This is a genomic window from Bradyrhizobium sp. SZCCHNR1098 (assembly GCF_032489375.1).
Taxonomy (GTDB): Bacteria; Pseudomonadota; Alphaproteobacteria; order Rhizobiales; family Xanthobacteraceae; genus Bradyrhizobium.
Genome location: NZ_JAUEXY010000002.1, coordinates 106,985 through 121,405 on the forward strand (window position 1 = coordinate 106,985; position 14,421 = coordinate 121,405).

15 protein-coding genes are annotated in these 14,421 nt (G+C 64.5%); 9 read left to right on the forward strand and 6 right to left on the reverse strand.

Features of this window, described 5'->3' with window-relative positions:
* The first annotated feature begins 166 nt into the window (after positions 1-166).
* Complete coding sequence (locus QX135_RS04685; protein ID WP_315718026.1) at positions 167-424, forward strand: DUF6894 family protein; 258 nt, start codon at positions 167-169, stop codon at positions 422-424.
* Positions 425-478: 54 nt separating this feature from the next.
* On the opposite strand, the gene QX135_RS04690 is transcribed toward QX135_RS04685, so the two are convergent.
* Positions 479-913, reverse strand: a complete 435-nt coding sequence (locus tag QX135_RS04690) for a group III truncated hemoglobin (protein WP_316234018.1) — start codon at positions 911-913, stop codon at positions 479-481.
* 80 nt (positions 914-993) lie between these two features.
* The gene (locus QX135_RS04695; RefSeq protein WP_316177141.1) at positions 994-2,097 is read right to left on the reverse strand and encodes a lactonase family protein; all 1,104 of its coding nucleotides are present in this window, start codon (positions 2,095-2,097) and stop codon (positions 994-996) included.
* A 244-nt stretch (positions 2,098-2,341) separates the two neighbouring features.
* Here QX135_RS04695 and QX135_RS04700 point away from each other — a divergent pair, with 244 nt between their 5' ends.
* The 4 genes from QX135_RS04700 to QX135_RS04715 all read left to right on the forward strand — a co-directional run bounded on the left by QX135_RS04700 (position 2,342) and on the right by QX135_RS04715 (position 5,905).
* Positions 2,342-3,736, forward strand: coding sequence for an amidase family protein (locus QX135_RS04700; RefSeq protein WP_316233969.1), 1,395 nt, complete (start codon positions 2,342-2,344; stop codon positions 3,734-3,736).
* Complete coding sequence (locus QX135_RS04705) at positions 3,736-4,212, forward strand: glutathione peroxidase (RefSeq protein ID WP_315725519.1); 477 nt, start codon at positions 3,736-3,738, stop codon at positions 4,210-4,212. The genes QX135_RS04700 and QX135_RS04705 overlap by 1 nt, the downstream gene beginning before the upstream one ends.
* Positions 4,209-4,463 carry a DUF3297 family protein gene (locus QX135_RS04710; protein WP_315718031.1) on the forward strand — a complete coding sequence of 85 codons (255 nt, stop codon included), beginning with the start codon at positions 4,209-4,211 and terminating at the stop codon, positions 4,461-4,463. Before QX135_RS04705 ends, QX135_RS04710 begins: the two co-directional genes overlap by 4 nt.
* 401 nt (positions 4,464-4,864) lie before the next feature.
* Positions 4,865-5,905 (forward strand): hypothetical protein, encoded by a 1,041-nt coding sequence (locus tag QX135_RS04715; RefSeq protein WP_315775933.1) that lies wholly within the window; start codon positions 4,865-4,867, stop codon positions 5,903-5,905.
* An 84-nt stretch (positions 5,906-5,989) separates the two neighbouring features.
* Here the strand turns inward: QX135_RS04715 and QX135_RS04720 are convergent, their stop codons facing one another.
* Positions 5,990-6,502 carry a DUF4411 family protein gene (locus QX135_RS04720; protein ID WP_315775934.1) on the reverse strand — a complete coding sequence of 171 codons (513 nt, stop codon included), beginning with the start codon at positions 6,500-6,502 and terminating at the stop codon, positions 5,990-5,992.
* Between the two features lie 3 nt (positions 6,503-6,505).
* The gene (locus QX135_RS04725) at positions 6,506-7,702 is read right to left on the reverse strand and encodes an XRE family transcriptional regulator (RefSeq protein ID WP_315775935.1); all 1,197 of its coding nucleotides are present in this window, start codon (positions 7,700-7,702) and stop codon (positions 6,506-6,508) included.
* A gap of 462 nt (positions 7,703-8,164) precedes the next feature.
* Here QX135_RS04725 and QX135_RS04730 point away from each other — a divergent pair, with 462 nt between their 5' ends.
* A complete protein-coding gene (locus QX135_RS04730; RefSeq protein WP_315775936.1) occupies positions 8,165-8,581 on the forward strand; it encodes an SRPBCC family protein in 417 nt (138 codons plus the stop codon).
* A 678-nt stretch (positions 8,582-9,259) separates the two neighbouring features.
* Here QX135_RS04730 and QX135_RS04735 read toward each other — a convergent pair.
* A complete protein-coding gene (locus QX135_RS04735; protein ID WP_315775937.1) occupies positions 9,260-10,609 on the reverse strand; it encodes a malonyl-CoA decarboxylase in 1,350 nt (449 codons plus the stop codon).
* 126 nt (positions 10,610-10,735) lie between these two features.
* Entirely contained in the window at positions 10,736-11,542 is an 807-nt protein-coding gene (locus QX135_RS04740) for a helix-turn-helix transcriptional regulator (RefSeq protein WP_315796673.1), read from the reverse strand.
* 62 nt (positions 11,543-11,604) lie between these two features.
* On the opposite strand from QX135_RS04740, the gene QX135_RS04745 reads away from it, so the two are divergent.
* The 3 genes from QX135_RS04745 to QX135_RS04755 all read left to right on the forward strand — a co-directional run bounded on the left by QX135_RS04745 (position 11,605) and on the right by QX135_RS04755 (position 14,281).
* The gene (locus QX135_RS04745) at positions 11,605-12,798 is read left to right on the forward strand and encodes an MFS transporter (RefSeq protein WP_316160286.1); all 1,194 of its coding nucleotides are present in this window, start codon (positions 11,605-11,607) and stop codon (positions 12,796-12,798) included.
* Between the two features lie 161 nt (positions 12,799-12,959).
* Complete coding sequence (locus QX135_RS04750) at positions 12,960-13,883, forward strand: hypothetical protein (RefSeq protein WP_316160287.1); 924 nt, start codon at positions 12,960-12,962, stop codon at positions 13,881-13,883.
* 164 nt (positions 13,884-14,047) lie between these two features.
* A complete protein-coding gene (locus tag QX135_RS04755) occupies positions 14,048-14,281 on the forward strand; it encodes a hypothetical protein (RefSeq protein ID WP_315718042.1) in 234 nt (77 codons plus the stop codon).
* The last annotated feature ends 140 nt before the right edge of the window (positions 14,282-14,421 follow it).

The window sequence follows — 14,421 nt, forward strand, 5'->3', positions numbered from 1 at the left end:
CCGTTTTCGTCGGATTGAGCCGCGAAAACAACGAATTCGTGATCGATGGCTTCGCAACGCCGTACAATTCGGTCCCTAGCTTGAGGGGCTGAGCTGGCCGGATGAAGCAGTCGTGAGATGTTCGAGACTTCAAAACCCAAGCGCGCGACCCCATTGGAAGCTGATGATGCCTAGATATTTCTTCAACACACGGATCGGCGAGGAACTGGTCTCCGATACCGACGGCGAGGTGCTGCGCAGTCCCGACCGCGCCTGGGAAGTCGCGCGCGACATGATCAAGGAACTGCTGCGTACCGAAGGCGGCAACGCGGCGCTGATGACGGCCGTCATCGAGGTCACCGACGAGGACGGCGAGATCGTGCTGGAGTTCCCGTTCTCCGAAGCGATCTTCAACATGCCGGCGCAATCGATGACGCGCCATTGAGCGCAGAGCGGCCGCATCGCCGCTCCTCGAACGCTCGCATGTTTGCAGCCGAGGTCAGACCGAATGGCGCGGGCGCACGATGTCGCCGCGCGTGCTGGCGATGCCCATCTCGAAGCTGTCGGCGATGCGGCGGGCGCGGACGATGAAGAGCTCCGCGAGTTCCGGCGCGAGCAGGTCCTTCGCCGTCGCCTCGAACAGTTGCAGCCAGCGGTCGAAATGCGGCCCCCGCAACGACAGCAACAGATGCGGCCGCATCGGCGCGCCGCTGTAGCGGCCCGTCTTCAGGAACATCGACGACCAGAAATCGCTGATCCTGCCGATATGTTCGTCCCAATCCTCCACCGCACGGTTGAAGATCGGGCCGATCAGCTCGTCCTCCCGTGCGCGTCCGTAGAAGGTCTCGACCAGCAGGCGGATCGAGGCGTCGTCGAGTTCCGGATGTTGAACGGCGAGGGGATGGCGGTCGGGCTGGGCGGCAGGCATGGTCATGCGCTGTATATAGGGGATGATAGCGCCGGTGGAAACGCCGGGGCCGCCACTCACGATCTCGCGGCGGCCCTGGCGTTCGGTCACGGCAGGCTGACGAACTCCACCCAGTTCGGCTTCTTGCCCACGGCGTAGGACTTCAGCTTCTCCAGCGCGCCGCCGGCGGCGTCGATCCGATACACCGTCATGCCGTTCGACAGCTCGCCGACGGCGGCGAGATAGCGCCCGGTGGGATCGATGGCGAAGCCGCGCGGCTGGGTCTCGGTCGGCACGCTGCCGATCAAGGTCAGGCGCCCGCTGGCCGCATCGACCTTGAAGCCGGCAATCGTGTTCGAGCCGCGTTCCGAGGCGTAGAGGAACTTGCCGTCAGGCGTCACGTGAAGATCGGCCGCCCAGGGTTTGCCGGTGAAGCCGGCGGGCAGGGCGGTGGTGCGCTGCTGCTCGCTCCAGCTGCCTTTCTCGGCATCATAGGCATAGACGGCGAGATCGGCGTTGAGCTCGTGCAGGAGATAGATGAACTTGCCGTTCGGGTGGAAGATGAAGTGCCGCGGCCCGGATTTCTCCGGCGTCTTCACCGTCAGCGCGTCCTTGGCCGTCAGCGCGCCGGTGGCGGCGTCGAAGGCGAAGCCGAGCACCTGGTCGGAGCCGAGATTGGTTGCGAACACGAAGCGGTTGTCGGGCGAGGGCAGGAAGGCATGCGCGTTCAGCCCGGTCGGGAGCACCTGGCTCGGCGCGGCGACCACGCCGTTGGCCTGGACCGGATTCGCCGCGACCTTGTTGCCGCCATAGGACGCGCTGAACAGCACCTTGCCGGTGCGGTCGAAGGCGATGTTGGCCATGCTGTCGGCGAGCGGGCCGTTGCCGAGATGGCTGAGCTGGCCGGTCTTGGCATCGATCGCGAAGCTCTCCGCCTGGAACGGCTGCGACCGCACACCGGCGATCAGCACCCGCTTGTCCGGGCTGACCGCGAGCGGGGTCGACGAGCCCGGCTTGTCGACGCCGACGAAGGAAGCCGTTTGCACCGGGGTCATCTCGCCGGTCGCAGCATCGAATTTCAAGACGCTGATGTCGTTGCTGTCGGCGTTGCCGACATAGGCGTAGGTCTCGGCGTGGCCTGCGCGCGGCGCCAGCGTTGCTGCAGCGGCGAGAACGAATGTCGCGGCCATGATGGTGCCCGGTCTGATCATGTGGTTTCCCCCTTCGTGATGTTGTTGCTTGAGGTCTTAAAGTCGTTTGTGAAGCTTGACCAAGCTTGTTTCCGGATCGATCGATGCAGGATCGGTATTGATCGTCCCCTCGGTCCCGATCGGCGAGCGGGGGACAAGACCCATGCGCGTTGCTGCATGGGCTATCCCGGAGTGCCGCGCCTGGACGGCTTTCTCCCATCCAGCCCGCGCGCTAGAACAGCCATCCGTCACCACGGAGCTCCCCATGACCGATCTCTGGCGCCTGCCGGCTGCCGACCTCGCCGCCCTCATCAAGTCGAAACAGGTCTCCGCCCGCGATGCCGCGACCGCAGCGCTGGCGCGGCTCGATGCGGTCAATCCCGCGATCAACGCCGTGATCGACCATCGCCCCGAGGACGTGCTGCAACAGGCCGACGCCATCGACTCCCGGCTGGCGCGCGGCGAGGACCCGGGGCCGCTCGCCGGCGTGCCGGTGACGATCAAGGTCAATGTCGACCAGGCCGGCTTCGCCACCACCAACGGCCTCAATCTGCAGAAGGACGCGATCGCGTCGGCACACAATCCGGTCGTCAACAATCTGGTGAAGGCGGGCGCGGTGCTGCTCGGCCGCACCAACACCCCCGCGGTGTCCTATCGCTGGTTCACCAGCAACCTCATCCACGGCCACACCAAGAATCCGCGCGACCCCGGCATCACGCCGGGCGGCTCCTCGGGCGGCGCAGGATCGGCCACTGCGGCGGGCATCGGCCACATCGGTCATGGCACCGACATCGCCGGCTCCGTCCGCTATCCCGCTTACGCCTGCGGCATCCACGGCCTGCGCCCGACGGTCGGCCGCATCCCGGCCTTCAATACACAATTCCCCGAGCGCCCGATCGGACCGCAGATCAGCGCCGTCTCCGGCCCGCTCGCCCGCACGGTCAACGACGTCAGGATCGCGCTGGCGGCGATGTCGGCGCGCGACGTTCGCGATGTCTGGTGGATGCCAGTGCCGCTCGAGGGCCCGCCGCTGCCGAAGCGCGTCACGCTGTGCGTCAACCCGGACGGGCTGAACCCGGTGCCGGAGGTCGTGGCCGCCTTGCGCGATGCCGCCAGGCGGCTGGAAGCCGCCGGCTGGACCGTCGAGGAGATCGCGGACACGCCGCCGATGCAGGAGGCCGCGCTGCTGCAGACCCGTCTCTGGCTCGGCGACGGCTACGAGGCGCAGCTCGCGGCGGCCGAGAAGGAGGGCGACCCCGGTGCGCTCGCCTGCCTGCGCGGCGTCAGTGACAAGGTGCATCCGTTCGACCTGTCGCAGACGCTCGCGCGCCGCGCCGCGCTGACCCGGCAATGGCTCCTGTTCATGGAGCAGCATCCGCTGCTGCTGATGCCGGTGTCGGGCATGCTGCCGTTCGCCGATCAGCTCGACCGCAAGGACGAGGAGTCCTTCAGGCAGGTCTGGCACGCCCAGCTCACGCAGATCGCGATTCCGTTCTTCGGCCTGCCGGGCCTGACGGTCTCGACCGGCATGGTCGGCCGCGTCCCGGTCGGCGTCCAGCTTGTCGGCCAGCGCTTTCGCGAGGACATGTGCCTCGCTGCCGGCGAGGCGATCGAGGCCGGCGGCACGCCGCCGTCGCCGATCGATCCGGTGCTGGGCTGATGGCCGGCATCTATGATTTCACCGCGACCTCGCTGAAGGGCGAGGAGGTGCCGCTGAAGCGCTTCGAGGGGCAGGTGCTGCTGATCGTCAACACCGCCAGCGCCTGCGGCTTCACGCCGCAATATCGCGGCCTCGAGGCGCTGCACCGGGCCTATGCGGACAGGGGCTTTGCCGTGCTCGGATTTCCCTGTAACCAGTTCGGCGCCCAGGAGCCCGGCACGGCCGAGGAGATCGGCGCGTTCTGCGCCGGCAAGTACGACGTCACCTTTCCGCTGTTCGCGAAGATCGACGTCAACGGTGCGGACGCGCATCCGCTATACCGGTTCCTGAAGGGCGAGAAGACGGGCCTGCTGGGCTCAGCGATCAAGTGGAATTTCACCAAATTCCTGGTCGATCGCACCGGTCACGTGGTGTCGCGCCATGCGCCGACCACCACGCCCGAGGCGTTGAAGAAAGAGATCGAGGCACTGCTGTGAGCGACAACGAGACGACTGCGACCCCATTTCCTGACCGGCTGTCGGTCGATCCGAAGAGCCCCTATTACAATGCGGAGATCCTGTCGCGCGACGTCGGCATCCGCTTCAAGGGCGCCGAGAAGACCAATGTCGAGGAATACTGCATCAGCGAAGGCTGGATCCGCGTCGCCGCAGGGAACGCCAAGGACCGCCACGGCAACCCGCTGACCATCAAGGTCCACGGCCCGGTCGAGCCGTATTTCAAGGATTGAGGCGACTGCGCTGCGGGCCTCTGGTGGTCGTATCCGCCAACCTCTGGCCTCAGCGATGAGGCAAACCGCCAACCCAGGACTGGTCATGCCCGGGCTTGTCCCGGGCATCCACGTCGTCATTCCAGGCGCACGACATGGATGGCCGGGACAAGCCCGGTCATGACGGTGTGGAGAAGGGCGGGGTCGAAGCAGCTTTAGCACCCGCGTCGCGATGGGTAATTTAGAACGTTGGTCGTAGATATTTGAGCGTCGTTCAAAATCATATTGAACGTCGCTCACATTCCGTTACACTCACCCATATCCGCCCCGTCGGCACCGGTCCCGACGCGCGACGTCCCCAGGCGTTTGCGCGATCGGACCCCTGCGTGCCGTCTCCGGCGAGATCACAGAGGGTGAAGACGATGTCCTATTCGGAACAAGATCTGCGCGCCGCAGCCGGGGCCGGCGCGATCGGGCCCGACGAGTTGCAGCGGTTGCTGACCTACCTCGAGCAACAGGCGAAGGCGGGTCCGGCGGCGCACGCCAAATTCGATGCCGCGCATCTGCTCTGGTACGCCGGCGCGCTGATCGTGATCGGCGCCATGGGCCTGTTCTCGACAGTGGCCTTCTCGCAGATGGGGGGCCGCGCCCTGACGGCCTGCGCGCTCGCCTATGCCGCCGCGTTCGGCTTCGCCGGCGACCACCTCTGGCGCCGCGACCTACGCGTCCCCGGCGGCCTGCTGATCGCCATCGCCGTGTCGATGGCACCGCTCGCCGTCTACGGCGTCCAGGCCGAATTCGGCTGGTGGGGCAAGTTCGGCAAGCCCGGCACGGTTCATGACTTCTACGTCTGGATCAAGGGCAGTTGGCTGTTCATGGAGATCGCCACGATCGCGGCGGGTGCGATCGCGCTGCGCTTCTATCGCGTGCCCTTCATCGTCGCGATCATGTCGGTCGCACTGTGGTTCATGTCGATGGACCTCACGCCCTGGATCTTCAATGTCAGCCATTTCGACTGGGAGATGCGCCGCATCGTGTCGATCTGGTTCGGCCTCGGCATTCTCGCGGTGGCGTGGATCGTCGACTACACCAGCCACAGCCGCGACTTCGGCTTTTGGCTGCACTTGTTCGGCCTGATGGCCTTCTGGGGCGGCGTCAGCGCCACCGAAGGCGCGACCGAGCTGGGCAAGGCGATCTACTGCCTGCTGAACGTCGGCCTGCTCGCGATCGCCGTCATCATCGTCCGCCGCGCCTACGCCGTGTTCGGCGCCATCGGCATCACCATGTATCTCGGCCATCTCGCCGACGTCGTCTTCAAGGATTCGCTGCTGTTCCCGTTCGCGCTGTCGCTGATCGGCGTTGCGGTGGTCGCGGTGGGGCTGGCCTATCACCGCAAGCAGCGGGTGATCGCGGAGTGGCTGGCCGCGAATCTGCCGGCGGCGGTGCTGCGGCTGCGGCCGTAGGGTTACTGAATGCCACGATTTGTTATCTTTGGGAGCTTGTCAGCGTCGAGAGGTAGTGAATTAGCTAGCCAGCTACTAATAATGCTAGGGCTTCCATCCCGTCTTGAAACCGAGCGCTCTGGTCATTTTAAATGTGTCGCAGCATTGCACTCCGAGCGTTCCGCATACGTCTGGAATATGCCGGTTTTGTCTCACTCGCTTGGGTTTCGAAACTTCGGTCGTAACGATGCATCGATCTTTAGGAGAAGCTAGTGCGTACGAAATGAGAAATGGATCTCGCCCCAGTGCCGGAAGCTCATCTTCGGTAAGGTCGGGAGCATATCCGCGGCTGATCACTTCCGCCACCAACGCGGGGTCACTTTGAGCGTCGAGCACGATTGCCTCTCGAACATCTTTGTCTGAAATCCAGCCAAAAAGCAGGTCCTTCTCATCGTCCGTGCCTCCATCTTTCACTTCTTCGAAGTTCTCGATGGGGATTTTCAATGAGCCTGCAGCGCCTTGGTAGGCTAGCCAGCTCCAAAATTCTGGTACCGTATCGACGGGGTAGTAAAGTGTATGAGCTGTAATGAGAACATTCGCATCCAGCAAATACAGCATGGCTTAAGCGGCTCTGCCGCCAAAAGCTGCGTCACTCAACAGCGGAGAGACGCTTCGTGGCTTGACGCCTAAGATTTGGCTCGCGCGGGTAGGGCTTAAAGTTCCTTCGTTTAAAGCTCTCAAGACGGTATGCATCAGGGCGCGCCCCAAACGATGTCGCCGAACAACGTAGTAATTTGGCCCCGATGAATCTTGATCTCGCTCCTTTTGAGCGTCTCGACTCCTCCGCCATTGAGTAGAAAAAAAATGTGTGATGGCGCGCCACGTCTCAACTGTGATTTTGCCCTTTCGCAGGAGGCTGTACGCAACCATCGATCCGCTTATGTGACGCTTCCTGGCGAACTCCGAAATCTTCGAAATTGTCTCTTGCTGCGATTCGCCCTTCTCAATTTTCAGTGTGTCCAGCTCGGCGTCCGAAAGGAAGAATAGATTGGCAACGGTGTTGCAAAACTTTTCGGTTTCCACGTCAGAAACCTTGCCGCTTATGCCGCTGGCGCCAAGCCAAATGTGCGCCAATTCATGGATCAGCGTGAACGACCAGGCTGTTCTTGCATCCTGGTCGTTGACAACAACGAAGGGGGCAATTTCATCCGCAAGGGCGAAACCTCTGAATGCTTCCGCATCTATCGCAGTATGATGGCTGCCCAGGTTGCCAATCAGTAGGACAAAAACTCCGGCCGCTTCAACTTTTGCTCTCAGGTAGGCAAAAGCGAGCTCAGGAGTAGGCCTCGCGCGAAATTCCTCGCGCTTCATTCCGGTAATGTTGACTATGCTTTCTAGAACAGCCGTCGGACCGTCCTTGATTGATTTCGAAGCAACGAATGCCAGCGGAGCGGATTCGTCGTCTACGAGGATCTCTCGGACTGCAGATTGCCTTGCTCTCACATTGCGCACGAGAACTGAGATCAAAATGTCCGAGTCGGGATCTCTATCCGGGATGTTTCGAAAATCTTCCGGGCGGGCGCCCTGCGCTGGTCTGCTTTTCATGTAGAAAGCCACTAGAGGACGTCTATATTGTTGTGACATCCTGACGAGCAGAGGTCGTGACGGACTCAGTACGCCTTTTTCGTAGGCCTCTAGCTTCTCGGCGCCGGTCATGTTTTTGCTAGGGTTTATGCCCAGCTTTTTGACAGCCTCGTCAGGCGTAAGCCCAGCGGTCTCGCGCGCCCAAATCAGAATATCTGGATTCACGTCAGGCATGTTTCGAACATCGCATAAAGCCAATTTGGCGAAAACCCATCAAGTCAGCGCAACAAACGTATCCCTCGATTCTTAAAGATTCCGAAGGGGCGGACTGACCATGCGACTATAGAATCCATTATCATAACACTCCAGAGGGTGTTTCGACCCCGGCCGGGTAGCAGGGGGGAGTACCTTGGACCGGTGTGAGTTTGTGTCACGCCTCGTACCTGCTCAAGGCAAATTCCGCTTGGTTTTTCAACGCTCCTGTTGGTTGAAGGACGACGCCAAATCTCCTCTTCTTCCGAATTTCGGGGTAGTCCACGCGGCTCGAAGCGTTCCATCTGAGTCAGCGAAGCGGTTCCCCAGAGCGCAAGATTTGTCCCGCGGCGTGTCGGGACTTGCCGGTCTGGGCCGTCCTTGGACCAACACCGGGCCTGCACCCGTGCAGCTCCCGTCACAACCGAAGCCGGAGCAACATCCATGCGGATCATCGTCGAAACCACCGTCACAGCCCCGATCGATCAGGTCTGGCGCGCCTATACGACGCCGGCCGATATCGTGAAGTGGAACGCCGCGTCGGACGATTGGCATACGACCAAGGCCACGGTCGACCTGCGCGAAGGCGGCGCGTTCTCGTCGCGGATGGAGGCCAAGGACGGCAGCATGGGGTTCGACTTCGCCGGCACCTACACCAAGATCGTCGAGCACAAGCTGATCGCATACGCCTTCGGCGACCGGCAGGCGGAAGTTCACTTCGAGCCCGGCCCGAAGGGTGTTGTCGTTCGCGTCGTCTTCGATGCCGAAACGACCCACTCGGTCGAGCAGCAGCAGGGTGGCTGGCAGGCGATTCTCGACAGCTTCGCGCGGCATGTGGAGGCGACGCAGAAGGCGTTGTGAGCGGCGCCCAGATCTTTCCGCTTGACAAATTCCGAAAATCAGCAATGATGCATGCATCCTGCCTCATCGCAGAGGGGCGTACGCGTCGTCACGAACGTCGGGGCAGGGATGCGGTGGCCGTGGAGATGTCGGGTGACGACCGGCGTCTGTGCGGACGGAGAAGTCGTGTGGTCCTGGCCTCTCGACGCTGAGGTCAAGTCCGCAAGCGTTGCTTGACGGCACGCGCGGGCGATGGGGGCAAGAAAGCCCGATCCCCAGGGAGAGCACGAAGGACACCGTTCAACCATCGCGCAGGGAAGGCCGGAATGCACCGGTCGTACCTGTGGTTCCTGCCCCGTGCACTTTTTCCCGCACGGGGGCCATGGGTTGCGGCCAGCACCCGGTCTTCCCTGCGCCCTCTGTATTTGATGAGGGTGACGTGTTTCGCAGCACTCGGGCGTCAGGCGCCGCGAGGCCGCGGTCGCACGTCCTCCAGCTGTTTGAGATGTGAAAGCGGTTTTCCTACAGCGTCGTCCCGGCGAACGCCGGGACCCATACTCCGCGGCGGATGTGGGACGCGAGGTCTAACGACGAGTCCGCCCCAAATCACGTCCTGGGGTTATGGATCCCGGCGTTCGCCGGGATGACACTGACTTTGTGGTTCGCGTGGTTCGTCCCATGCGCCGTATAGGGGACCAATTACGACGACAGCCGCATATCCAGCAGCCGCCGGCCCTCGGCGCGCAGCAGCTTCTTGACCGCGCTGGAGGCGACGACCTCGCCGTCATTGGCATAGGCTTCGTGGTTCTTCTCGATGTCCTCGAGCCGATACAGATAGTTCACCATCACGGTCGCGGATTCGCGCTGGCCTTTGGACGAGAGGTCGCCGAGCCAGTTGATGCGCTCCAGCCTCGCGCCGTTGCCGAGGTGGAAGCGGGCGACGGGATCGATCACCTTTCCCTTCGACGTGCGCGCCCTCAGGAAGTAGTGCGCGGCGAGCGGCTCGATCACGGGGCGCAGCTCGGCGGACATCTCGGCGTCCTCGACCCAGCGCGGCTCGTTCAGCAGCTTGAGCACGTTGCGGTCCTCTTCGGTCGCATCGGCCGTCGACTTCAGCCAATTCATGAAGCCCGGCACCGGCGACAAGGTCACGAAGGTGTCGAGCTTCGGCAGCTCGCGCCTCAACTCCTCCACCACTTGCTTGATCAGGAAGTTGCCGAACGAGATGCCGCCGAGCCCGCGCTGGGTGTTGGAGATCGAATAGAACACGGCGGTGCGGGCGCGGTCGGCCGGCACCGGCGGACGGTCGACCGCGAGCAGCGGCGCGATGGCGCCGGGGATCGTCTCGGTCAGCGCGATCTCGACGAAGATCAGGGGCGCGTCGGGCATCGCCGGATGGAAGAAGGCGTAGCAGCGGCGATCGACCGGATCGATGCGGCGGCGCAGATCGTCCCAGTCGTGGATCTCATGCACCGCCTCGTAGCGGATGATCTGCTCCAGAATGTTCGCCGGCGTCGACCAGTCGATCTTGCGCAGCACGAGAAACCCCCTGTTGAACCACGAGCTCAAGAGATGCACCACGTCACGGTCGAGCGCGGCGAGTTCCGGATTGGCCTTCAACAGATCCAGGAGATCGGTGCGCATCGCCACCAGCTCGGGCGTGCCGCCCGGCGCGCGGTTGAGCCGGCGGATCAGCTCCTGCCGGCGCGGCTCGGAGGCGAAATGCAGCGCGCTCGCGCCTTCGTCCGACGGCGCCGCACGCCAGTCGTCGATCGCCTTGGCGAGCCTGGCCTTGTCGGGCCCGAAATCATGGACCAGCGCGGTGAAGAACGCCTTGCGCCCCTCGGGGTCGAGATCGTGATAGCCGTCGAGCACGTCGCGGGCCATCGCCGTGCCCGAGGCCTCGCCGGCGCCGGACACCAGCGCCTCGCACAGCTCGGCCAGGCTCGTCGCATCGTGCTTCTCGACAGGGGCGCCGCCGCCGCGAAGCAGCGTCCGGCCTCGCTCGGAAATTGTGGTGATCAGGTCGGTGAAAAAGGCATTGGCCATCTGATGTCGGTCGAATCCCAGAGCGTGATGAAGGCGATGTTACATGGATTTATGGCAAAGCTGGCGACATTCAAACATAACAAATCGTCAACGCCGCCGTCGCGGCGCGCATATGCGGCCGGCGTGTCATGCACCTGTCTGCTCCGCGAATTCGGTCGGAGTGCGGCCGGTGACCTGCCTGAAGGCATGCGAAAACGCCGGCACGCTAGCATAGCCGAGATCGGCGGCGAGCTGCTTGACGGAGAGGTGACGGTCGGTGGACAGCCGCTCGATCGCGGCGGCGATCCGGGCACGCTGGCACCACGCCTTGAAGCTCAGCCGCGTCTCCGCCGCGAACAGCCGCGACAGGGTGCGGGCCGAGCTGCCGACCTTGCCCGCCAGGGTCGCCAGGTCCTGCTCGCTCGCGGGAGAGGCGAGGACGAGCTGGGCGGCACGGCGCGCGCGCGGATCCTGCGGCAAGGGGATGAAGGTCGAGGAATCCTCGGCGCGGCGCAACTCGAGCAGAGCGAGCCGCACCAGCAGCGCCGTGCGCTCCGGCCCGCCGTCCGCCGCGAACAGCGCCAGGATCGCCTGATGCAGCAGCGGCGAGACCTGCACGACGAATTCGCGGTCGAGCCGCGCGCCCCGTGTCTCCCGCTTCAGCCAGTCCAGCTCGAAATACAGCGTCCGCATCTGGCTGTCGGCCAGCATGTCGATGGCGTGGCCATGGCGCGCCGGCACCCAGACCGCGCGGTCCGGTGGCACCAGCCAGCGTCCCCGCGGCGTCGTCACCTGCATCGTGCCGCGCGAGGCGTAGATCAATTGGGATTCGCGGTGCATGTGCGGATCGAGCCGCGCACCCTTGTGATAGAGGCGCGCGATCAGATGGACGCCGGGCTCGGTTGTCACCCGGTCGGCGCCGAGCGGCTTCAATGGCGTGTCCACGATGGTCATTGGCGGCTTCTCGTTGGTCGCGTCGACTATAACCGATCCGTCAGGAATCGAGGACAGCTCCCATGAACAGCGCCCGCCGCGTCATCGGCTTCGTCAACGCGGCCCATTTCATCGACCATTATGCGATGCTGATCTTCGCAGCCGCGGTCATCATCATGGGCCCGGCGCTCGGCATGGCCTATGCGGACCTGCTGCCCTATGCGACGCCGGGCTTCATCGCCTTCGGCGCCGGGTCGCTCCTGACCGGCTGGCTCGGCGACCGCTGGAGCCGGCGGCACATGATGCTGATCTTCTATCTCGGCATCGGCCTGTCGATGATCTCGGTCGGCCTGGTGCAGACGCCGTGGCAGCTCGGCGCGGCGCTGCTTTCGATCGGCCTGTTCGCCTCGATCTATCACCCGGTGGGAACCGCGATGCTGGTGTCCTACGCCGACCGGCTCGGTCGCGACATGGGGCTGAACGGCGTGTTCGGAAATCTCGGCGTCGCCTCGTCGGCGCTGGTCACCGGCGTGGTCGGGCAATATCTCGGCTGGCGCTTCGCCTTCATCGTACCCGGGGTGATCACGGTGGCGATCGGCGTGGTGTTCGCGCTGTCGGTCGTGCATGAGGACCGCCGCGGATCGAAGCAGGCCGCGGCGCAGGCCCGTGTCGCGCGCGACCAGATGTGGCGCGTGGTGCTCGCGCTGCTGCTGGTGGTGATCGCGATCTCCACGACGTTCAACGCGATCACCGTGGCGCTGCCAAAGCTGTTCGCGGAGCGGCTGGCCGGGTTGACGCAGAGCCCGGCGCTGCTCGGCGTGATCGCGGCCGGCGTCTACGTGTTCGGCGCGATGACGCAGTACACGATAGGGCGGCTGCTCGATCGCCACGCGCTGAAGACGATCGCGCTGCCGCTGTCGCTGGTGCTGGCGCCGCTGCTGTATCTCGCCGCCGACGCGCGCGACTGGGCGCTGATCGTGGCCTCGATCGGCATCGTCATGGGTGCGTTCGGGCAGGTCACCGTGAATGACGCCATGGTCGGCAAATACACGGCCGAGGAATGGCGCTCGCGCGCCTATGCGGTGCGCTACTTCGTCGGCTTCACCGCGGCCGGCGCCTCGGTTGGCCTGGTCGCCTGGCTGTATGAGCGCGGCGGCTTCGTCACCATGCTGCAGGCGTTCGCCGTGCTCTGCCTGGTTGCGGTCATCGCCGCGCTGATCCTGCCGCCGGAGCTTCCGGCGGCGCAGCCGGCGCTGCGGGAGGCGCCGGCGGAGTGAGAATGCGATCCACCCAAATTTTCCCAATTGCCAGGCACGCGCTGCCGGCGCAGCCTGGGCCGATATGCGCGTGCTGATACTGATGAGATCTGATTGGCCACCATGCAGGCGACCGCGGTGGCGACGAGAGATTGAAGCACGACACCATTGAGGATCGATCGATGATCAATCGCTTCAGGAGAATGCTGGTGCTCGGGATGGTCGCGGCGGCCGGCCTTGCTGCAACGGAGGCGCTGGCGCAGAGCGATGCGCAGCGCAACGCGATCAAGTCGGCATGCCGGTCGGACTACATGTCGAAATGCGCGAGCGTGCCGCCCGGCGGCACGGCGGCGTTCCAATGCCTGCAGAAGAACATCGCGAGCCTGTCCTCATCTTGTCAGACGGCGGTCAAGGCGCTCGAGCCTGCCGCGGAGACCAAGCCTGCGGCAGAAGCCAAACCCGCGGCAGAGGCCAAGCCTGTCGTGCAAGCCAAGCCGGATTCGGCGCCACCGGCCGAGAGCAGGCCGGCCGCCGCCGAGGCGAGCAAGCCTCCCGCCGAGCCTCCGAAGGTCGCGGCGCAGCCGGCCGCGTCCGTCCCGGCCGTGCCTGCCCAGTCCGCCACGGCTGCGGCCAAGCCGGCTGCGTCGGCGCCTGCGGTCAAGCCGAGCGAGGCGCAGGTTGCCGCGATCCGAAGTGCCTGCGGCTCCGATTACCGCAAGGTGTGCAGCAGCGTGCCGCCGGGCGGCGCGGCGGCGCTGCAATGCCTGGAGCAGAACAAGGCCAAGGTGTCCGCTCCCTGCGCTCAGGCCATGGCGGCTTCGAGCGGTGGTGCCGCGTCGACCGGGACATCGACGGCGACTGCGGCTGTTGCCTCGCCCGCGGCGACAACCACCGCTGGACTAGCGGCGCCGGCGCTGGTGTTGCGACCGCTGCGGCCGCTCGAGGAGTTGCGCATCGTGAGGGCCGCGTGCGGCGCGGACGCGCGGGCGTTGTGCAGTGGCATCGAGCCGGGCGGCGGCCGGATTGCGCAGTGCCTCGCGGCCAATGCCGGCGCGCTGACACCTGGCTGCAAGGGCATGCTCGCGCAGTTTGCGGCCAATCGCTGATGCAGGGCGGCTGCCGCCGTTCACAGTTACCACCGCCGTGCCCGCGAGGACGCACACGAAAGCGAATCCACCCAAATTGTCCCAGTTGTCGGGCGGGGAGGTCCCAGGCAAGGTCGCGACAGGGTGGATATTTGACCAATCAGATCATGATCAGGAGTTTGAAGATGAGCGCCATTGTCTCACGTGCCATTATTTCCACGCTGTGCGGATTGTTCATCCTGGCGGCGATGCCGTTCGTGTCGATGTCGGATGCCAATGCCGTGGTCTGCGCACGCGGCGTCGTGCGGGCCGGCTGCGCCGGTGCGGCGGGCGCCGTGGTGGTTCGCAAGCCGCCGGTGGCGGCCGCGGCGTGCCGCACGGTGATCGTCAATGGCGTCGCGGTTCGCCGCTGCGTTTAAGCGACGCTTAATCGGTTTTCGGTATCGAGTTATTTGAAACCGCAATTGCGACGCGCAAGTTTTGCGCGTCGCATGCTGCTTTGCGTAAGCGAGGTAAGCTGTATTTAACGGTGCTCCCGGCAAGGTGCGGCTCGTATCCA